This window comes from Anabaena sp. UHCC 0399, from assembly GCF_034931465.1.
Classification (GTDB): domain Bacteria; phylum Cyanobacteriota; class Cyanobacteriia; order Cyanobacteriales; family Nostocaceae; genus Trichormus; species Trichormus minutissimus.
Map to the genome: position 1 here is coordinate 69,630 of NZ_JAYGGZ010000003.1, position 21,237 is coordinate 90,866.

14 protein-coding genes are annotated in these 21,237 nt (G+C 42.6%); 10 read left to right on the plus strand and 4 right to left on the minus strand.

The window, feature by feature from the left end; genetic code table 11:
• Positions 1–110: 110 nt before the first annotated feature.
• Positions 111–1,016 carry a 16S rRNA (cytosine(1402)-N(4))-methyltransferase RsmH gene (gene rsmH, locus VB693_RS02205; protein ID WP_323264866.1) on the minus strand — a complete coding sequence of 302 codons (906 nt, stop codon included), beginning with the start codon at positions 1,014–1,016 and terminating at the stop codon, positions 111–113.
• Between the two features lie 710 nt (positions 1,017–1,726).
• Here rsmH and VB693_RS02210 point away from each other — a divergent pair.
• The 4 genes from VB693_RS02210 (at position 1,727) to VB693_RS02225 (ending at position 6,417) form a co-directional block, all read left to right on the plus strand.
• On the plus strand, positions 1,727–2,911 hold the full coding sequence (locus tag VB693_RS02210; RefSeq protein ID WP_323264867.1) for an NAD(P)H-quinone oxidoreductase subunit H: 1,185 nt from the start codon (positions 1,727–1,729) through the stop codon (positions 2,909–2,911).
• Positions 2,912–3,326: 415 nt separating this feature from the next.
• Positions 3,327–3,866, plus strand: a complete 540-nt coding sequence (locus tag VB693_RS02215) for a GAF domain-containing protein (RefSeq protein ID WP_323264868.1) — start codon at positions 3,327–3,329, stop codon at positions 3,864–3,866.
• 86 nt (positions 3,867–3,952) lie between these two features.
• Entirely contained in the window at positions 3,953–5,137 is a 1,185-nt protein-coding gene (locus VB693_RS02220) for a class I SAM-dependent methyltransferase (RefSeq protein ID WP_323264869.1), read from the plus strand.
• 401 nt (positions 5,138–5,538) lie between these two features.
• Entirely contained in the window at positions 5,539–6,417 is an 879-nt protein-coding gene (locus VB693_RS02225; RefSeq protein ID WP_323264870.1) for an NAD(P)-dependent oxidoreductase, read from the plus strand.
• 83 nt (positions 6,418–6,500) lie between these two features.
• Here the strand turns inward: VB693_RS02225 and VB693_RS02230 are convergent, their stop codons facing one another.
• Complete coding sequence (locus VB693_RS02230) at positions 6,501–7,859, minus strand: sensor histidine kinase (protein WP_323264871.1); 1,359 nt, start codon at positions 7,857–7,859, stop codon at positions 6,501–6,503.
• An 810-nt stretch (positions 7,860–8,669) separates the two neighbouring features.
• On the opposite strand from VB693_RS02230, the gene VB693_RS02235 reads away from it, so the two are divergent.
• The 4 genes from VB693_RS02235 (at position 8,670) to VB693_RS02250 (ending at position 14,333) form a co-directional block, all read left to right on the plus strand.
• The gene (locus VB693_RS02235) at positions 8,670–9,725 is read left to right on the plus strand and encodes a permease (RefSeq protein WP_323264872.1); all 1,056 of its coding nucleotides are present in this window, start codon (positions 8,670–8,672) and stop codon (positions 9,723–9,725) included.
• A 65-nt stretch (positions 9,726–9,790) separates the two neighbouring features.
• Positions 9,791–10,555, plus strand: a complete 765-nt coding sequence (locus VB693_RS02240; RefSeq protein WP_323264873.1) for a TIGR03943 family putative permease subunit — start codon at positions 9,791–9,793, stop codon at positions 10,553–10,555.
• 151 nt (positions 10,556–10,706) lie between these two features.
• Positions 10,707–12,197: a hypothetical protein gene (locus VB693_RS02245; protein ID WP_323264874.1), complete on the plus strand. Its 1,491-nt coding sequence runs from the start codon at positions 10,707–10,709 to the stop codon at positions 12,195–12,197.
• Between the two features lie 555 nt (positions 12,198–12,752).
• Entirely contained in the window at positions 12,753–14,333 is a 1,581-nt protein-coding gene (locus VB693_RS02250; protein ID WP_323264875.1) for a hypothetical protein, read from the plus strand.
• 239 nt (positions 14,334–14,572) lie between these two features.
• Here the strand turns inward: VB693_RS02250 and VB693_RS02255 are convergent, their stop codons facing one another.
• Positions 14,573–16,681 (minus strand): flavin-dependent dehydrogenase, encoded by a 2,109-nt coding sequence (locus VB693_RS02255; protein ID WP_323264876.1) that lies wholly within the window; start codon positions 16,679–16,681, stop codon positions 14,573–14,575.
• Positions 16,682–16,844: 163 nt separating this feature from the next.
• Here VB693_RS02255 and VB693_RS02260 point away from each other — a divergent pair, with 163 nt between their 5' ends.
• Positions 16,845–17,078, plus strand: coding sequence for a hypothetical protein (locus VB693_RS02260; protein WP_190700517.1), 234 nt, complete (start codon positions 16,845–16,847; stop codon positions 17,076–17,078).
• 458 nt (positions 17,079–17,536) lie between these two features.
• Complete coding sequence (ileS, locus tag VB693_RS02265) at positions 17,537–20,419, plus strand: isoleucine--tRNA ligase (protein WP_323264877.1); 2,883 nt, start codon at positions 17,537–17,539, stop codon at positions 20,417–20,419.
• Between the two features lie 166 nt (positions 20,420–20,585).
• Here the strand turns inward: ileS and VB693_RS02270 are convergent, their stop codons facing one another.
• Positions 20,586–20,792, minus strand: coding sequence for a hypothetical protein (locus tag VB693_RS02270; protein WP_323264878.1), 207 nt, complete (start codon positions 20,790–20,792; stop codon positions 20,586–20,588).
• Between the last annotated feature and the right edge of the window lie 445 nt (positions 20,793–21,237).

Sequence of the window (21,237 nt, forward strand, 5' to 3'; positions counted from 1 at the left end):
GTTTCCAATTTAATTATTATCTTGCCTTTGAAGAGGGAGCTTAATTACTCCCTCTTTTGCTTTTGGGTGTCGTAACTAATGACTAATGACTACTCAGCACTCAGCACTCACTACTCAGCACTCACCACTCTCTCTGCTATCCTGAGTTTGGCAGAACGCGATCGCGGATTATCACTAATTTCTGCGTCAATCGCAATAATTGGCTTTTTAGTCAACACTTTTAACAGAGGTGAATTACGTAACCCATGCTTCACTAAGCGGTCTTCTAGACTATGGAAACTGATAATAACGATTCTGCCACCTGTAACTAAAGCTTTGGGTGCAGTCTCCAAAAAAGTTTCTAGGGACTTTAACTCATCGTTAACCACTATTCGTAAAGCTTGAAACACACGGGTAGCCGGGTGAATTCTACCATAGCGGTACTTAGGTGGTACACAACTTGCGATCGCTTCAGCCAATTCTGTAGTTGTGTGCAATGGTCGTTTTTCGACAATGCGCTTGGCAATACGCCGTGATAGTCGTTCTTCTCCGTATTTAAAGAAAATATCTGCTAATTCTTTCTCATCCCACTCATTAATCACATCAGCCGCAGTCAAAGATTGCCTTTGATCCATTCGCATATCTAAACTAGCCGTGTGACGAAAGCTAAAACCTCGTTCTGGTGTATCTAAGTGATAAGAACTCACACCCAAATCCGCGAGAATGCCATCAAAACTGGCAACAGGAAATTTATAAGTCGCAAAATTGCTGCGAATAAACTTTACCCTATCACCAAACTCTGCTAACTCTTTTTTAGCTGCGGCTAAAGCATCCTCATCTTGGTCAATAGCCGTTAGCTGTATATCCGGTACAGCCCCTAAAATCAAACGACTATGACCACCGCCGCCTACCGTTGCATCCAGATAGTGTCCGCCTGGGCGTAGTGCTAAACCTGTGATTACTTCCTGCGGTAAAACTGGTAAATGGGAAAATGTCGGTTCTTCGATAGCTGGCAAGTTAGCAGAATGAGAATTCATGAGATTTAGCACAAAAAGATAGAGGATTATAGGATAATTTAAAAATCAGAATCAATTATTCTTAGTTAATAATTAGCCATTTAGTTTAGTTTTAATTGTGGTAATAATAAACATCTAAAATCATCTAAATTAACGGATGGGTGAATAAACTGAAAATCGAGCGATCGCATGAATAAGCAGCATCTAGCATTGAAATACTGAATGTAGAACATCTACAATACTCTATTTGCCAGTGCATATAAAGTTACAATTAAAAGCAAAAATATATAGCACTATTTTTTCTGGTAAATTCAAATTTAATAGCAAAATTACTGGTTTAACATCAACAGTCATTGGGTATTGGGCAGAAAAAAGTCAAAAAATCATTTCTTGTCTCCTCCGCACCTCTGCTTCTTTCCTGTCACCTGTCACCTGTCACCTGTCACCTGTCACCTCTCCTCCCATGAGAGATGAAAAAATCCAGTGCCTTAATTTATTGGTTATCGAGCTTCCATATAATAGTTGAAGAAGTGAAACAAAATGCAACATCAAGAAAAAGCCCTCAGCTGCCCCCATCTCTCCAACATACTCCCGTATGGGCAATAAATGCCGGGCTTGCCCCAAGATATTGCCTCTACGAACATGACAACATTGGCAGACACGAAAAATCCTGTCTGGATGGCATATACGCGGTTCAATTCACAATTTTCTAATGGGAGAACACGGAATTTATGGCAAGAATAGAAACCCGCACTGAACCTATGGTGCTGAACATGGGGCCACACCATCCCTCCATGCACGGGGTTTTGCGGTTAATTGTCACTTTGGATGGTGAAGACGTTGTTGACTGTGAACCGGTGATTGGCTACCTACACCGAGGCATGGAAAAAATTGCCGAGAACCGCACCACTGTAATGTACGTCCCCTACGTTAGTCGCTGGGACTATGCAGCAGGGATGTTCAATGAAGCTGTCACCGTCAACGCGCCAGAAAAATTGGCAGGTGTGACTGTACCCAAACGCGCCAGCTACATCCGCGTCATTATGCTGGAATTGAATCGCATCGCTAACCATCTGCTGTGGTTCGGTCCATTCCTAGCTGATGTAGGCGCACAAACTCCCTTCTTCTACCAATTCCGCGAACGGGAGATGATTTATGATTTATGGGAAGCTGCTACAGGCTACCGCATGGTCAACAATAACTACTTCCGCGTGGGTGGTGTAGCTGCTGATTTGCCCTATGGCTGGGTAGATAAGTGCATGGAATTCTGTGATTATTTCTTACCCGTCATCGATGAATACGAAAAGTTAGTTACCAATAACCCCATTTTCCGCCGTCGTATTGAAGGTATTGGCACTATTGGCCGTGAAGAAGCTATTAACTGGGGGCTGTCTGGCCCGATGTTACGCGCTTCTGGCGTGAAATGGGATTTGCGGAAAGTTGACCACTACGAATGCTACGACGATTTTGATTGGGACGTGCAGTGGGAAACTACCGGTGATTGCATGGCGCGTTACATGGTGCGGATGCGGGAAATGCGCGAATCTGTGAAGATTCTCAAGCAAGCCCTCAAAGGACTACCCGGAGGCCCCTACGAAAATCTAGAAGCCAAGCGTTTAATGGCTGGGAAAAAATCAGAATGGGATGCCTTTGATTATCAATACATTGGTAAGAAAGTTTCTCCCACCTTCAAAATGCCCAAAGGTGAAATTTACGCCCGTGTAGAAAGCGGCAAAGGCGAACTAGGTATTTATCTGATTGGTGATGATAACGTCTTTCCTTGGCGGTGGAAGATTCGTCCAGCAGATTTCAATAACCTCCAAATTCTGCCTCATTTGTTACGTGGCATGAAAGTTGCAGACGTTGTAGTGATTCTCGGTAGTATCGACGTAATCATGGGGTCTGTTGACAGATAGTGTTCATAGGGTAGGCAATGCCCAATCCTAAATCATTGGTCTTTTGGACACGTTACGCGTAGCTTGCTTTGCTAGGCAACGCTATCGCGAACCCAGTAGAGGTAAGTAAGCGTGGAGAACTCTGGTTTTGAAAGCCAGGGTTCTACTTTCTTCCAATACCACAAATTAGATAAGATTGCCTAGATCAGCATTAAAAATTTTCAAATATTAATTCTTAATTAATTATTATTAGTTTTCTGAAAAAGTTATATAAATTAAGATTGCCAATAATAACTTACCTAAAGTTTTATTTAGTATTTGTTCTATTTCTATGAAATTTTATTTGCTTGTTTGAGTAAATATAATTTATTAATAGAATCTGATAAATTTCTATATAAAACTGACCCTTCTATCTGTATTTATAAATTTTAAACCTGTGCAAATCCATTCTCACGCAGAATTTGATCCTAGCTCAAATACTCCTACGGAAGATGGCTTAAAAAGAATCCTGAATCGTCTTGTCCAAAAAATGCAAAGGGACGCATTAATCCGACAAACGACGAACGAACTGAGAGAATCACTTCAGGTCGATCGCTTAGTTTTATATTACTTTTACTGGCAATGGCATGGACAGGTAACTTTTGAGGCCTTAAGTTCTCCAGAGTTCTCTATATTAGGTTCAACTGGGGCTGATGAGTGTTTTAATGATGAGTATGCAGGATTGTATTTAGCAGGCAGAGTCAAAGCGATCGCTAATATTGAAACAGAACCAATCGCAACTTGTCACCGAGATTTTCTCCGCAGTTTACAAGTCCGGGCTAACCTAGTAGTACCCGTTTTGATCCCCAGAGGCTTGTGGGGATTACTCGTAGCCCATCAATGTCAAGGAACTCGTGATTGGTCACAATCAGATATAGAACTGATGCAAGTAGGGGCGAGAACTTTAGCCACATCCCCTGAAATTTTGGAAAGTTAAATATGAGTGATGGATGATAGGTGCGCCAGTGCGGTCGTCTCTTCGTTCCCTGTCACCTGTCATCTGTTCCCTATCCCCTGTTATCTATGGATTCTAATTTGGCACTGCATACAGCCATCGCCCATCGAATTAGTACCAGTCCTCAACAACGAATTACTTTTGCTGAATACATGGATATGCTGCTATATCACCCTGAATATGGCTACTATTCCAGCAATGCAGTCAAAATTGGGTTTAAGGGAGGTGATTTTTTCACCTCCGTCAATCTCGAATCTGACTTTGGGGAGTTATTAGCAGAACAATTTCTGCAAATGTGGGAAATTTTAGGGCAACCTGTACCCTTTTATTTGGTAGAAATGGGCGCAGGTCAAGGATTGTTAGCGTTACATATTCTTCAATACACTCAGCAGCAGCATCCAGATTTTTTCTCGGTGTTGGAGTATCTAATTATTGAAAAATCCCCAGGCTTACAACAAGAACAGCAGCAACGCTTACAAGAGTTTCCCGTGCGCTGGTGTAGCTGGGAAGATATATCATCTAACTCAATTGTTGGCTGTTTTTTCTCTAACGAGTTAGTAGATGCTTTACCGGTGCATCAGTTTATCTTAGATTCCGGTGAACTGCGAGAAATTTACGTCACCATTCGGGAAAAACAGGTAGATGAAAGCGTAACTCCATCCTTTACAGAAATCACAGATGCACCCTCTACCCCCCTCCTAGCAGCATATTTTGATTTAGTAGGGATTAATTTTCCGCAAGGTGGTTATGAGGATGGCTATCGCAGCGAAATTAATTTAGCTGCTTTAGACTGGTTGAGTATAGTAGCCGACCGCTTGCAACGGGGGTATGTGTTAACAATTGATTATGGCTACCCTGCCAGCCGTTATTATAATCCCAGGCGATCGCAAGGAACGCTCCAATGCTATTATCACCATCGTCATCACAACAACCCTTATATCAATATTGGGCGGCAAGATATCACAGCCCATGTTGACTTTACCGCTTTAGAACGATGGGGTGAGTCCTGTGGTTTAGAGAAAGTTGGTTTTACACAGCAGGGTTTATTTTTGATGTCCTTGGGCTTAGGAAATCGCATTGCAGCCCTTTCCTATCAAGAAATACCCCTTTCTCAACTGCTACAACGACGAGAATCACTACACCAACTAATTGACCCCACAGGACTAGGGAATTTTGGAGTTTTAATTCAAAGCAAGGGATTACCCAAACACAACACTTCTCAAACCCTAAAAGGCTTAACTGTGCCAGAGTAAAAGTAAGAGTGAAAAATTAAAACTCTCTTTAAGAATGCTGTATTAGCCAGATATGGACTAGCATAACAGTGATTGCTATGAAGCCGAGTCAACAATCGGAGTAATAATTATGTCTGCCCATGACCTGTTAATGTTAGTAACACTACTTAGTCCCGGTATCTTGTTATCAGTAATCATTATGGTGAGTTTTGCCGCAGGTGGCTAATTGCTTAGTCAGACTTTGGGGAGTAGAAAAACTGATACAAAATAAAAATTTACCCACAGACTCCGCTTACGCTATGTACTAGGTAAATTGAGGATGGTATCAAGAGTACCTACTTCCTAACTGCTCATCATCCAACAATAAAAACGCGATGTCTAAATTATGGCCTCGCCTATGGTCTACTAAAGGAAAGTGAAAAATGAAGGTGGCATTTCTGGGAACTGGACTAATGGGACTACCAATGGCCCAAAGATTGTTAGCAGCAAATGTAGAGGTAATTGCTTACAACCGTACCCCAGAAAAACTAGCACCCCTGCAAGCAGCCGGGGCAGAAGTCGTTACACATCCCCGCTATGCTATTCGGGAAGCTGAGTGCGTCATTCTCATGTTGACGAACGCCGCAGCAATTTACCATGTCCTGCTATCGGACACCTCTTGGCGGACTTTGGCAGGGCGTACTATCATCCAGATGGGAACAATTACCCCAACACAAAGCCAGGAAATCCGCGATTCTATAGTTGGGGGTGGGGGTGAATATATAGAAGCCCCCGTATTGGGTAGCATCCCCGAAGCAAAAGCAGGGACGCTAACGGTGATGGTAGGGGCGCAACCACAACAATATGAACGACACTTAAATTTACTCAAAAATTTTGGGACAGAACCTATACTCATAGGGCCGGTGGGAACTGCATCTGGGTTGAAATTAGCCTTAAATCAGCTAATTGGTTCTCTAACTACAAGCTTTGCTCTCAGTTTAGCCTTTGTGCAGCGTCAAGGAATTGACGTGGACAAATTTATGGAAGTATTGCGCGATAGTGCGTTGTATGCGCCTACCTTCGATAAAAAACTACCGCGTATGTTAGATGGAAATTATCGCAACCCGAATTTTCCTACTAAACACTTGCTCAAAGATACAGATTTATTTATTTCTGAAGCCCAATCTCTAGGTTTGGATCTCAGCAGTGTTGAAAATGTGCAGAAAATTCTCCAAACAGCCATGAAAATGTCGTTTGCTAATGATGATTATTCTGCCCTATTTTCTGTAATTAGAGATTGGGGAGAGGTGAGTGGTGGTTAGGGGTATTAGTGAGAGTCATTGTTAGGCAACATGAGTAAAACAACACCATAATAAATCTTTAAGTCTAGAAATGAAGATAATGACTACAATAAAGGCAATAAAATTTCAAATTCCGTACCTATATCTGGTTGGGAACGGAAATTTAGATTACCCCCGTGCCTAGCAGTGATAATGCGATAACTGACTGCTAAACTTGTTTCTTTATCGGCTCTTTTTTCGACAGAAAAACTTTCGAGGATTTGTTTCTGTAACTCATCAGATATTCCTACCCCATTGTCAGCAATGCAAATAGAAACCCAGCGAGAATCAGGGGAATCTGGGGCTTTTGCTGCTTGAGAAATAACTTCTGTAGTAATGATAATTTCTGCTTGTTTAATATTTTGGCTACAATCTGGTTGCAGTTGATGCCGTACTGCTTCATCTAGTAAGCTATCAACAGCTTGACTTAAAATATTCATTAACACTTGATTTAATTGGCCAATAAAGCAAGGAACTGGCGGTAGTTTACCGTAATTCTTAATAATTTTGATTTCTCCTTTTAAACGGCTTTTTATTAAAATTACAATGCTATCTATACAGGTATGCAAATCTACTGGTTTAGGATAAACTGCATCAATATGACAAAAATTTTGTAAACTAGTGACAAGTTTTTTTAATCTTTCTGCGCCACTGCGTGCGCTAGTTAAGGCTTTAGATAAATCTTGTGCTAAATAATCAAATTCTATTTCTTCTTTAAGAAAATTTATTACCTCGCAAGCTTGAGGTAAATTGTTTTCGTAAGCAGCTATCAGTTTCAGTAAATCTTGGCTGTAGTTGGAGATATGAGTTAAGTTACCCCAGATAAAACCTACAGGGTCTAAAATTTCGTGGGCTACCCCATCTACTAACCTTCCGAGGCTTGCCATTTTATCATTTTGAATCATTTGGGCTTGACTACGTTCGTAGCGCACCTGAGTTTCGATACCGCGAATTTGCCAAGCGGCAATATTGAGTTCATGGGAATCTAATAATTTGTAGGTACTTTCTGCTGTCTGCACTACTAATGGTTCTGCCAGAAATTCAGGCGATCGCTTCAGTGTATGGTGCATGGCTGTTAAAATTGGCGTTGTCTCAGGTAGTTGCAATATCGCTGTTCGAGCATAACTGTAGAGAACATCTAAGGATTCTTTAGCAAATAAATCTTGTCCGTGGGGACGAATCAAAAACTCCACCAGTCGCCGCCGAGAAATCATTCCCCGAAATTTGCCCTGTTCTACTAAAATTACCCCTGGGAGTGAGGGATATTTATCAAAATACTTCGCTACTTCTGCACCGGTAAAACTAACTTCCACGTCAAAGGTGTACATTGGTAGTTCTTGCAGGCTTGACTCTAAACCTAGATCGCGATCGCTACCAACAGATAAAACTGGTGGTGATATTTGGGAACAAAACTTTTTTGACACTTTATTAAACTCTCATTTTGACCAAAATTGGCCAATAATCAGCTAATATTTTATGCCTTACATTGGCTATTGACACTAATACCAGAAAGCAAAAGAAAACACCCTGATCTATCGGCTTTTTAGTTATTTTAGCTAGTCCCTGGATGTACGCCGATCCGTAAGAGTCTCTAAACTCTATCCTTGAGACTGGATGATTATCGTGAAAATACTTACATATAATTAACGATTTTCCAAATTGGTCTTGCCGATTGAGAGTTTTTATAGTAGAAATTCAACCAACACTAAAATTTTATTTTCACAGGAATCACAAAAATCATGACTATTAATAACTTAGAGCGATCCCCAAATGTTAAAAGACGATGAATTCTTTATGAACCAGTCCAGAAGATAACCCAATCAAGCGTTATTGTACGGTAAGTATAAATATTAGGTAGTTAAATGACAGCCTAGTACCGCAAGGCGGAAGTCAAAAGTCAAAAGTCAAAAGTTTAATATACAAAGGCTTTTGCTGTTTTGAAATGGTCTGCTTATTCACGCCGTGCTGTACTAGTTAAGCACCTCATACACAAAACTAGGAACTATTGTGGAGGTGAAACAATCATCAAGATGGTCATTACTAGTACATCCACCCAAATCAACACCCCTGTCTATTACAAGTCAATGACATTAGTATTGACATAAAACTCCCAAGCAAATCTCTACTTAGTGTTTTCAATATGTTGTATTGTACCTAAATGTGTTTGATCCCCATTCAGATAGAATGACTAGGCATAACCTCAAAAATTCAAACCGCTTTTGACTGCGACACCCATGAATCAACTGAACAATGGTTTCACTATATTTCTGAGTCTGCTAGTCGAGGCGATGCCTTTTTTGCTTCTAGGGGTTTTATTCTCTAGCGTGCTGCTGTTTTTTGTTGATGAGCGCAAACTAGTAGAAAGAATGCCCAAAAACCCCCTATTTGGTGCTTTAGTCGGCAGTCTGGTAGGCTTTTTGTTTCCGGTGTGTGAATGTGGCAATGTGCCGGTAGCAAGGCGGTTGCTGATGCAAGGAGTACCCACACCTGTAGCAGTTGGTTTTTTACTAGCAGCACCAACAATCAACCCGATTGTAATTTGGGCAACGTGGACAGCATTTCGCGATCAGCCAGAAATCGTAGTCCTCAGAGTGGTATTTTCTTTATTAATTGCCACCATTATCGGCTATGTGTTTAGTTTTCAAACAGACTTGCAACCCATAGTGCAACCGGCGATCGCCCGTTATTTGAAATTTAATCCCCCCCATAAACCAGAACCAAAACGCCGGGGCAAATCTCAACTAGGACAACAAGGAGCTAATACTCCTGCTATATTACGTTCTGGGACTTACATATTAGGGGGAAGAGCAGGTATGACTACGCGTCTGGATGCCAACCTAGTCCCAGCTGGTGAACCTACCCTCACGACTAGTAAACCCCCAGTAGATAAACTCCATCTAGTCCTAGACAACAGCATCCAAGAGTTGCGAGAATTGGGAGGCGTAATGGTTTTAGGTAGTGCGATCGCGGCAGCAATTCAAGTGCTAGCCCCCCGTGAGTTAATTCTCAGCCTCGGTGCTGGCCCCATCACCTCAATTTTGGTCATGCTAGTGTTAGCCGCCGTCGTATCCATTTGTTCTACAGTTGATTCCTTTTTTGCCCTATCCTTCGCCTCCACCTTTAGCACTGGGTCTTTATTAGCATTTTTGGTATTCGGCCCCATGATTGACATCAAAAGCGTCGGCTTGATGTTATCCATGTTCAAACCCAAAACCATCTTTTACCTATTTGCCTTAGCAGGACAACTTACATTTTTGTTCACCCTGTTTATTAACTTGCACGTTATTTAAGTAGGAGTGAGTAATGAGTATGGAAATAATTTTGAATTTTGAATTTTTAATTGGAGCGAAGCGACTTGACTAAATCTCCAAATCCAAATAAATTACTTCCCTGGCTGGATGTCTTAGCAATTACAGCCTGGGGCGTGTTGATGTTGAGATATTGGCTAAATGGCAAGCTGAACCTGCTAATTCACCCCAACTTCTTTAGTTTAGTGGTATTAGGTGGTGTTGCGTTGATCGCCCTTGGTTTATTGAAAGCACAAGAACTATGGCGATCGCGCCGACGACAGCGTGATGTGACACCAAACCCTCAGCACATTAATTTTTTTGCCCCTGGTTGGGGTAGTAGCTTGCTGTTAATCACAGCGATATTAGGTTTAATCATCACACCCCAAGTCTTTGCTAGTGATAAAGCACTCCAGAGAGGAGTGACAGATTTATTGTCAACCTCTCGCGTTCAGCCCCAATCCTTTCGTGCTTCCATTCGTCCAGAAGAGCGATCGCTTGTAGACTGGGTACGCACACTCAGCGTTTACCCTGAACCAGACTCATATACAGGTCAAAAAGTCAAGGTTCAAGGATTTGTTATCCACCCACCAGAGATAGGTAAAGAATACATATTTGTAGCCAGATTTGTACTGACTTGCTGTGCTGCTGATGCTTATCCTATAGGCTTACCTGTCAAACTCTCAACAGGTCAAGAGAGATACTCCCCTGACACCTGGCTAGAGATAGAAGGCAAAATGATGACAGAAACTATAAGCGGTAAACGCCAACTCACCATAGCCGCGAGTTCCTTGAAAAAGATTCCCCAACCAGAAAATCCCTATAGCTATTAGTAGGTGACAGGGGAGCAGGAGGTAGAGGTTATTCACTGCGTGACGCTAACGCGAACAATTTTGAATTTTGTAGGCGCAAGACTTTCCTGCGGAGGCGTAAGCCTTGCCCCAGGCTATGAGTGAATTTTGAATTCCCCTAAGGGGTTGACTAATGACTAAAAAAGCTTTTCTCCAACCATTAGATCGGGTTGCAATTGCCTTGATGTTGCTGCTGAGTTTGCTGATTGGACTACTCATCTTGCAAGGAGATGTCGTAGCAGCACGCGTGCGAGATTTTACTTGGCAAAATCAGCAAATTGGGGCAGAAGATGTCTCTTTTACCCTCGCTTTTAGCCGTCCCATGAACTTAAAAAGTGTAGAGGATAACTTAAAGATTGAACCACCTCTAGCAGGTAAAATTAGTTGGGCGGGGCGACGGATGGTTTATACGCTGTTGACACCTGCACCCTACGGCACGAATTATAAGGTTCAGTTGCAAGGAGCTAAAGATAAATTTGCTGATCAAGAAGATACGGAGCGAGTCATACAGCCTTTTTTAGGGCAGTTTAGCACCCGCGATCGCGTCATCCTTTACATAGGAGCTGATCAAGAAGATAAAGGCCGCTTAATTCTCTACAATTTGACGGAAGAGAAAAAAACAGTTCTCACCCCCAAAGAATTGGTAGCGATGGACTTTAAAGCATTCCCAGATGGGGAAAAAATTCTGTTCTCGGCTCGCACCAGTAATAATCAAGACTTACTATCAGCCAAAATATATACTGTTACAACCGGAATTGCTGCCAAAACTGACACTAGAGCCGCCGCAGCCGGCCTGATTGAGCTAGTTTTAGACAATAAAGACTATCAAAATCTCAAATTCGACTTGTCGGCAGATGGGCAAACAATAGTTGTGCAACGGGGAAATAGAAATAACCCCAGCGACTTTGGACTGTGGTTTATGCCAGCTAACAGCAAACCTGGGGAAAAACCTCAACCCCAACGCCTACAAAGTCAACCAGGAGGGGACTTTATTATTACTCCTGATAGTAAAGCTGTAGCTGTTGCCCAAGGACAGGGAGCAGCTATTTTAGCTCTTCAAAAAGATGCTAGCAAACCCTTAGATTTTCTGCCGCAGTTTGGGCTAGTGCAGGCATTTTCTAAAGATGGTTCTCAGGCCGCAATGGTCAAGTTTAATACAGATTTCACAAGAGATTTGTTTTTAGTCACCAACCAAGGTACTCAGAAATCCTTATTAAAAACTACTGGTTCTATTCTCAGTTGTCAGTTTGACCCTGCTTCACCCACTCTTTACTGCTTGTTGACACAACTTGTCTCTCAAGATCAATACATAGAACAACCTTATTTAGTGGCGATTGATCTCAAGAATAAACAGCAGAAACCATTGTTAGTGTTGCCTGTAGAACAAAGAAACGTCCAAATGAGTTTATCTCCCGATGGTTTGGCGTTGCTGTTTGACCAAGTAGTTCCCGAAGCCAATGCTACTACAGCATCTGCCAACAACTTGAAAACCGATGATGGCGAGGCGATCGCTACTAGTAGTCTCTGGTTAATGCCCCTACTACCGATTTCTGATACAGCCATCAGTACCATCAAACCAGAAAAGCTGCCACTCATTGGATTTCACCCCCGTTGGCTACCTTAACAATTCAAAATTCACTCATACCCTACGGCTAGGCTTGCGCCTACAAAATTCAAAAATAATCCAGGGAAGCAAGTGATCAAAATGGGGCAGAGAAGTATTATTTTCCTTCACGCCCCACTTTAAATTTGATTTTCCCCATGTGTTAATCAATCCCAAATTTTAAATTTTTACCTTTTTTGTTGACTTGATAGAATATGTATTTGATAAATTATATACAGAGACAGTGTTTCTCCAGCGTGTGAATTCCTACCAGGGGGTTGCTACTACATCACTTCTAACCAAAGTCAAGCCAGCTTTAACCCAAATATTTAATATTTAAGTATCTGTACAGCAAATCATATATTTGTAGCATTTCATCTCAAAACCCCCTCGTTATCTAAGGTTGACGAGGGGTGAGTTGATAATGTTATAACGACATTAGTTATAGATGCAAAATGGGGAACACTGATCAATGATTAACTACTGACGCTAGGGGAAAATGACTTCGCTGTGAGATTAACCCCTAAGCAGTTAATCAGCAATGCTGAATATTGATAAGTGGGTGGTTCAAGAGTGATGAATGAAGCCGACACCTCAAATAATAGGACTGTGATGGAATCTCCTAATTCTTCTGCTAATTCTCTACAAACAGAACAAACGATCTGTCCTTTTTACTCAGTTGTGCCTGCTGACAATACAGTCGTTGCTAAATTTCCACTCCTTAAACCCGCAGCAGATGAACAGCATCATCCCCAAACTCCCGACTTTCCCCAAGATACCACTAACCAAAAAGATTGGGTTGTAGAGCCTGATAGTGACAAGCAAACACAGGTCGCAGATGAATTTCACCAGCTGCTGGCATTAAATGAAGAGCTGCGTGCAGCTAATAATGACTTGTACCAGCAAGTAGAAAATCTTAAAGATGACTTGGCTGAGTCAGAAAAAGCTTTGCAATGGCAGAAAAGACGCTCTAGTGTCACGGAATCTATGCTTAATCAACAAGCACAGGAACTGTCTGCGGCTCAAGAACAGATTCAATCGCTATTCCAACAGCTAGAAACTACATCTCAAACTGCACAGCGTCAAGAAATTCTGATCGATAGTTATAAAGCACAATTACAAATTAGTCAACAACGCATTGCTCAGTTAGAACGAGAATGCGCCTTATTACAAACTAACTATAGCGAACAATCTCAGCAGGTCTTGCAATCAGAAAATGCTTGTCGGGAGCTACGTACTAGGTTAATGCGACAGCAGCGTCAGACCTTGCAATTTAAAGCAGCACTGGAAAAATCACTAGAGACATCTATTCCTAGTTATGACTCTCCTGATACAGCTAATGATAAGCCTGAAAATCCAGTCACCCATAAATCGCGTTTTGCGAGGAAAGCTCGTTCTCTATTTCCTAACGCGCAGCCGATTCAACCTTGGTCAGCAGAATCTGAATCTTTAGAAGAAAATGCTGCTCAGGTGAAGAGTGAGCCTTCATTACCACCTCCATTTAGCGGCGATTACGCTGTTCCTAATCCTTCCCCTGTTTGGAATTGGCTAGTCAAGCCAGAGACCCCCCCAGCCTCAGAGCCAACTTTATCAAGGGATGCTGTAGAAAATGAGTCTTTGATTAAACCTGAAGATGTTTCCTCTGTAACTCCATCATCCGAGCTAGATGAGCAAATAGATAGTCTCATCCAAATGTTTTTTGCATCCCAGTCTGGAACTAAATCCGCAACACCACCAGCATCAGATCCTCTTCCAGACAGCCAACCCGTAGAGACTCAGGTATGGGAAACTTGGGCTACAGATGTTGAAGATGATGAAATACCAGAAACCACACCAGAACCGAAACCAGAATCGCCAGTGGAGACATTTACAAGCATCACCCTCCCCACAAATAATTCCGCAACATTATCCTTCACTTTATCCCCCACGAACGCAGAGAACCTTGCTGAAGCACCAGAGTATTTTCATCCAGAACGATCTCTAGTAGATGAGGGGGAATTACCGTTAAGTGATTTACCCCCCGAATTATTGGGTGACTTTGCTGGTGACGATCTTCCTCAATCACCTTCACCAGTGGTATATCCCCAGCATCCACCGAAGAAACGCAAGTCTTTAGCATCCGTGGAACTACCAAATTTTAAGCAAAATGGTCAATAAATAGGGAACAAATCAAGTTAAAATTCAAAATTCAAAATTAAGAGGATGTTAATTTTGAATTTTGCGGAAAGTTCTGTAGGCGGGTTTCCCAACCTAGGAACGCCACTTGCTACAAGCCGGGAAACCCCGAAGTTGCTCCACTTGGGCAAAGCCCTTGGCGCAGCCTCTCGTAGAGAAGACCGCACTTCTCTTCGTCCAACGCAGTGGCTCAAATTTTCAAGACGAATTTTGAATTGGTATTACGCCCCCCCACAGCGCAGAGTCTTGTTGTGTAATTCCTGATTTGCAACCTGCTGGGGCGATCGCGGTCTACCTGTAGTGATAGCGTAGTTAATAGTTAATAACCACAGCCATGCTCCCGGATAACGCAGTTCTAGCCGAGGTTTCACCCAGATGAGAAAACTAGGCAACCAAGCACTCAGTAAAGCACTAACTAGGGCATAACGACCAAAATTAACATAAGTTCCTAGCCACCTGAGCAAATCTTTAGGGCCAGCTAGTTCCCAAATCCACCACAGTAAGGCAGGATTTTTGCTAGCTGCTTTCAGTGCTAGGCGGTTGAAGGTCAACCAAGTACACCTATCTTTGATGAAATTATCAGCTACCTCTGGAGGTTCATCTGCTAATAACCCAAAGAAGGTATTCAGCATGGCATTGATGCGCTGGGGTGGTAAAAATTGCCCAGTAGGAACCATCATCCCTTTAGAAAATAGCCAAGTTACAGAAACGTTGCTTTGATAGGCGCGAATTAAGTTTAAATGACGACGAGTCAATAGATCATGCTGTAAAGCGACATTTAACAGGGTGGTAAGACGCTCTAAGTTACGTACTAGAGAACCAAATCCAGTGAATACCAAGGGTGATTGTAAAGATGCGGCATCACCGATCGCAATTAATCTATCAAATGCAACTTGGCGATCGCTACTACCGACACTAAAATGTCCCGGTATGTAGCCAAATGTCGGCTTTTTCCAGACCAGTTGTTCCATATCACATCGGCGGTACTCTGGTAAAATTGTGAAGAAATCTTCATACATCTCCAACAAAGAACCAGGGTTTTCTGGGTTGACTTCGTGGTAGTGAAATAGATAGATTGTCAGTTCTTCACCCGCACCAGGAAACAATTCCCAAATTAATTGTCTACCCCGCGAAATATCGCCGTGGCTGTAAAGCACGTCTCCATACTGAGAATCCCAAACACCAGGCTCAAAGCCCTTGTCAATAACTGCTCCCACTGTCGGACAGACACTATCAAAGGCACGTCCACCGTTTAATTGCCAAGCGATGGGGGAAGCAGTTCCCATTGCATCGACTAAAAGCCGACCGCTTACCTGCTTTTCTTCTTGCGTCGGTAAATGCTTCAGATGGACTAGAACTTGTGAGTCATGAATATCAGCCCGGAGAAATTCCGTCTCATCCCAGATTTCGCCACCTGCGGCCTTTAACTTCTGCCCACACAAACGCAGTAACTTATCTGAGTCTAGAGATACATTTAACACCGTAGGCGTGTGTAAGATAGGCGATCGCAGTTTAACTGGATTATTACCATCAAAAAACTTATTAAATCCGTCCTTATATTCGCGGACAATAATCGTTTCTAATTCAGCTGGCGTGAACAAACCCAAGTTAACCAAACTTTGAATTTCATCACGGGAAATATTCCATTCCCGATTCATCCGGCCAAAAGGCAGACGTTCCACTAGTAAGACTTTGTAACCCAGTTGTGCCATCACCGCCGCATGAATTACCCCCAGTGCGCCCCCGATATAGATCAAGTCGTAGTGATGATTGGGTATTTCTCTGTCCCCTGTCCCCTGTCCCCTGTCACCTATACAAGAGAACACCACCTGACGCGGCTGCTTGGGATTTCGCACCCCTTCACGCCATCTTTGTTCCCACCAGTAAGCACGGTTGAGGTCATATTCCCCATTGGGCATTTTTTGAAAAAATTTGACCGTCAAAGGATAGTAAGGGGCTAGTGCTGCAAAAATCGACTGTTGGGATAAATCGATTGCTGGCGGTTCTGGATATTGATGGGGAAAACGTTTTCTGATTTCTGTCGTTAAGCTTTGCACAAGAGCTTTTTCTTGAGGAAGTGGTGTATCTGCCCAACGAAAAACCTTGAGGTAAGTAGTTCTCTGGACAGACCAAACAAATACAGAAATTTCTTTCGGTAAATTTTCGGAAAAATTAGCACTACTTGTTGTATATTTACTAGATATTTTCAGGCGAAATCCATTGGGAGTCAGTATTTTCTCCCAATTTCCTGGGTCAAACTCTGATTGCAGCCAACTGCATACAGTTGCTGTATCTGAAATCGGCACTTCGAGATAAAGAATTTCTTTCATGTTTTTCTGACATCTCCGGTCAATCTACTTACCCAGGCAGATATGCGAAAGGCATACAGTACGCTAAACTCCGCCCTATCGGTTTCAATAAAGATTCAGTAAAGAATTTTTAATAATTTGTCAAAAATTTTTTTCCATTTTGTAATTTTGATCAACCTACGCCATGAATTATCCCATTCCAGATAGTCCCCAAGAAATTTTTGCTTTAAAACAAAAGCCTGTAGATGAAGAATTAGTTGCCTCTGCGATCGCTGGAGTGATTAAAATCGTCCGTTCTCAAGGTCAATCTTTAGAAGAATTAACAGCACAGTTACTAGCTGATGACCCTCTGTTAGACCAACAACAACGGCGTTGGCTGAGTAAATTGGTCAGCCAGGCTTGGGAGAGTTTTACTTGAGGCCGCAGGAGACAGTCCTATTGAAACAAGTTTGATAGCCAAAGATAAAAGATGTCTTTTCCCCCATAGCCTTACACCTCCTTCTAAGAAACACAAAGAGTGGGGAAAGAAGGTGTTTGTTTCATGAATAAAGGGTAATATGCCGCCCATGCGTTGCTTTCAAGTCAAAACATAAGTTAAACTCTACAGTCTTTGTTGATAAAAAGTTAGGTTAATTCAGATTCAGTTTATGTAGCTGGAAAATCTAATTGTAGGTGTAAAGTGCTGCCATCCGAATCAGATGATTGTACTAATATTTAAACTTACTTGATTTGTGCAATGAAAACGCGATCGCTGTAGTTATTCAAAAATGTACTTCTTCCCTTGACAGGTTAAAGGCTCAGGTAGGAATTTTAGTAGGTAGGGATGATCAAATATAATTGATAGAACCTGGACACATAAAACTTAGGCATGAAGCTGTGACAGAACCTGGAAGTTACAAAGATACAGTAAATTTACCCAAGACTAAATTTGATATGCGGGCGAACGCCATCAAGCGTGAACCTGAGATACAGAAGTTCTGGGAAGATAATAAAATTTTTGAGAGCCTGTCGCAAAATAACCCAGGCGAATTATTTATACTGCACGATGGGCCTCCCTACGCTAACGGCTCACTTCATATTGGTCATGCCTTAAATAAAATTCTCAAAGATATTATTAATCGCTACCAACTGCTACAAGGGCGTAAGGTGCGTTATGTGCCTGGTTGGGATTGTCACGGCTTACCAATTGAATTGAAGGTTTTGCAAAATCTCAAGTCGGCAGAACGACAAAATTTAACACCTCTGCAATTACGGCAAAAAGCTCAAGAGTTTGCCTTGGCTACGGTTGATGACCAACGCCAGAATTTTAAACGCTACGGTGTTTGGGGTGACTGGGATCATCCATATTTGACGCTGAAGCCGGAATATGAAGCGGCGCAAATTGGCGTGTTTGGGCAGATGTATTTAAAAGGTTACATCTATCGGGGTTTGAAGCCGGTTCACTGGAGTCCTAGTTCTAAGACGGCGTTGGCTGAGGCAGAGTTGGAATATCCGGAAGGGCATACTTCGAGGAGTATTTATGCTGCGTTTGCTGTGACTGGTTTGGCTGAGGCTGTTAAACCAGTTTTGGGTGAGTATTTGCCTGATTTGGGTGTGGCTATCTGGACTACTACCCCTTGGACAATTCCAGGGAATTTGGGTGTGGCGGTTAATGGTGAGTTGAATTATGCTTTGGTGGAAGTTGCACGCCCAGACGCAGAGGCGCAGAGAGGATTTAAGTATCTCATCGTGGCGGCGGATTTGGTGGAGCGTTTGGCTGCTACTATCTCGGCACAGTTGACGGTGAAGGCTACTTTTAAAGGTAAGGAGTTAGAACATACTACTTACCGTCATCCTTTATTTGACCGGGAAAGTCCGGTGGTTGTGGGCGGTGATTATATCACGACTGAATCGGGTACTGGGTTGGTACATACTGCCCCTGGTCATGGTCAAGAAGATTACATTGTGGGTCTGCGTTATGGTCTGCCGATTCTTGCACCTGTAGATGATAATGGCAACTTTACTGAGGAAGCGGGACAGTTTGCTGGGTTGAATGTCTTGGGTGATGGGAATCAGGCGGTGATTGATGCGCTGGCGGCTGCGGGTTCGCTGTTGAAGGAGGAGGCTTACGCCCACAAATATCCTTACGACTGGCGGACGAAAAAGCCGACGATTTTCCGCGCGACTGAACAATGGTTTGCTTCAGTGGCTGGATTTCGGGATGAGGCATTAAAGGCGATCGCTACTGTAAAATGGATTCCAGCCCAAGGTGAAAATCGCATCACGCCCATGATAGCGGAACGTTCTGATTGGTGTATCTCCCGTCAGCGTTCTTGGGGTGTACCAATTCCGGTATTCTACGATGAGGAAACCGGCGAACCTTTACTAAATGAGGAAACCATCAACCACGTCCAAGCGATAATTGCAGAAAAGGGTTCTGATGCTTGGTGGGAACTGTCGGTAGGGGAATTATTACCAGAGTCCTACAGAAATAATGGTCGGTCTTACCGCAGAGGTACAGACACTATGGATGTCTGGTTTGATTCAGGCTCATCTTGGGCAGCTGTAGTTAAGCAACGTCCAGAGTTACGCTATCCGGCTGATATGTATTTGGAAGGTTCAGACCAACATCGCGGTTGGTTTCAGTCGAGTTTGCTGACTAGCGTAGCGGTAAATGACATTGCACCTTATAAAACTGTGTTAACTCACGGCTTTGTTCTAGATGAACAAGGACGGAAGATGAGTAAATCGGTGGGTAATGTGGTTGACCCCCAGGTGATGATGCTGGGTGGAAAAAACCAGAAACAAGAACCACCCTATGGTGCTGATGTGTTGCGGTTGTGGGTGTCGTCGGTGGATTACACTGCTGATGTGCGTTTGGGTGGCAATATCATTAAGCAACTCAACGATGTCAGAGGTAAAATTCGCAATACGGCGCGGTTCTTGTTGGGTAGTTTGCATGATTTTGACCCGGAAAAAGATGCTGTACCCTTTGAGGAGTTACCGCAGCTAGATAAGTATATGCTGCACCGCATCGGGGAAGTATTCCAGGAAGTAACGGACGCTTTTGAAAGTTTCCAATTCTTCCGCTTCTTCCAAACTGTGCAGAATTTCTGCGTGGTGGATTTATCCAACTTCTATTTAGATGTGGCAAAAGATAGGTTGTATATCAGTGCAACCGATGCTTTCCGCCGTCGCAGTTGTCAGACAGTCATACATATCGCTTTAGAGAATTTAGCACGAGCGATCGCACCAGTTCTATGTCACACTGCTGAAGATATCTGGCAATTTCTCCCCTACAAAACACCTTATAAATCAGTGTTTCAAGCTGGCTGGGTACAGGTAGATGAGAAATGGCATAATCCAGAATTGGGCGAATTTTGGGAAGCACTGCGACAACTCCGCACAGATGTTAATAAAGTGTTAGAACAAGCCAGGGTAGAAAAAATGATTGGTTCTTCCCTGGAAGCTAAAGCTTTGATTCATATACCACACAAACAGTTAGGTGATGCAATCAAAGCCTTTAACCCAATCAAGGGTAACGGTATTGATGAACTGCGGTATTTATTGCTGACATCTCAGGTGGAAGTGTTAGACTCTGCGGAAGGATTGCAAGGATTAAAATTTACCGCGCAAACAGAAGACTGGGGAATTGGGATAGTGAATGCAGAGGGGGAAAAATGCGATCGCTGTTGGAACTATTCCACCCATGTGGGAGAATCAGCAGAGCATCCCCTGTTATGTGAAAGATGCGTTCCTGCCTTAGCTGGTAAATTCTAAAAATTGATATACCTAAATATGGATAATGTTCCGTATTTAGGTATATTTTTGCCAAAAAACTTGATTTTTCACCACAAAAACGAAAAATCATACTTCTTGCTCCCCTCTCCGCGTCGGAGAGGGGCTGGGGGTGAGGTCAAAAAGACTTGTCAAACTCGCGGAGAATTTACCACAAACTATCGTCATCTAGTTTATCTAAAGCTGCGATGTCAGCTTGAAATTCCTCTGGTACATCATCCCATGCTGGTGGACTTCCTACCTGTAAAGCATGAACTATTACCTCTTCAATGGGACGATTTTGAGCGTGGGCAGTATTGACTAAACGTTGATAGAGTATTTGTGGAATTTGCAGCGTAATTGTTTCTGTGGCCATTGCTCAATTTCCTACCCATGCCTTGATTAAACCATCTTGATTTTAGTTTAATGGCGATCGCCCAGGGACTACTCTACTACTATATAAGAATCAGCAGGGCATCTATTATAGTGCGATCGCTGTGTTTCCGCTTTAGCTGGTGATTTTTAATTGTTTCACCACCAATGTTGCTTGCTAATTCTACTGAAATGAGAAAGCATTTACAGCAAATGAATTAACAAACTGCGGTTTGCTTGCTGAATCTACTGAAATGAGAAAGCATTTACAACAAATGAGTTAACAAACTGCGGTTTGCTTACTGAATCTACTGAAATGAGAAAGCATTTACAACAAATGAGTTAACAAACTGCGGTTTGCTTGCTGAATCTACCGAAATGAGCAAGCATTTGCAGCAAATGAGTTAACAAACTGCGGTTTGCTTGCTGAATCTACCGAAATGAGCAAG

What these genes read in the sequence shown, in the direction of transcription:
- VB693_RS02260 (WP_190700517.1), top strand. Translation starts at nt 16,845, where the DNA reads ATGAATTATCCCATTCCAGATAGTCCCCAAGAAATTTTTGCTTTAAAA.
- VB693_RS02255 (WP_323264876.1), bottom strand. Translation starts at nt 16,681, where the DNA reads ATGAAAGAAATTCTTTATCTCGAAGTGCCGATTTCAGATACAGCAACT.
- VB693_RS02235 (WP_323264872.1), top strand. Translation starts at nt 8,670, where the DNA reads ATGAATCAACTGAACAATGGTTTCACTATATTTCTGAGTCTGCTAGTC.
- VB693_RS02225 (WP_323264870.1), top strand. Translation starts at nt 5,539, where the DNA reads ATGAAGGTGGCATTTCTGGGAACTGGACTAATGGGACTACCAATGGCC.
- VB693_RS02270 (WP_323264878.1), bottom strand. Translation starts at nt 20,792, where the DNA reads ATGGCCACAGAAACAATTACGCTGCAAATTCCACAAATACTCTATCAA.
- VB693_RS02210 (WP_323264867.1), top strand. Translation starts at nt 1,727, where the DNA reads ATGGCAAGAATAGAAACCCGCACTGAACCTATGGTGCTGAACATGGGG.
- VB693_RS02245 (WP_323264874.1), top strand. Translation starts at nt 10,707, where the DNA reads ATGACTAAAAAAGCTTTTCTCCAACCATTAGATCGGGTTGCAATTGCC.
- rsmH (WP_323264866.1), bottom strand. Translation starts at nt 1,016, where the DNA reads ATGAATTCTCATTCTGCTAACTTGCCAGCTATCGAAGAACCGACATTT.
- VB693_RS02250 (WP_323264875.1), top strand. Translation starts at nt 12,753, where the DNA reads ATGAATGAAGCCGACACCTCAAATAATAGGACTGTGATGGAATCTCCT.
- VB693_RS02220 (WP_323264869.1), top strand. Translation starts at nt 3,953, where the DNA reads ATGGATTCTAATTTGGCACTGCATACAGCCATCGCCCATCGAATTAGT.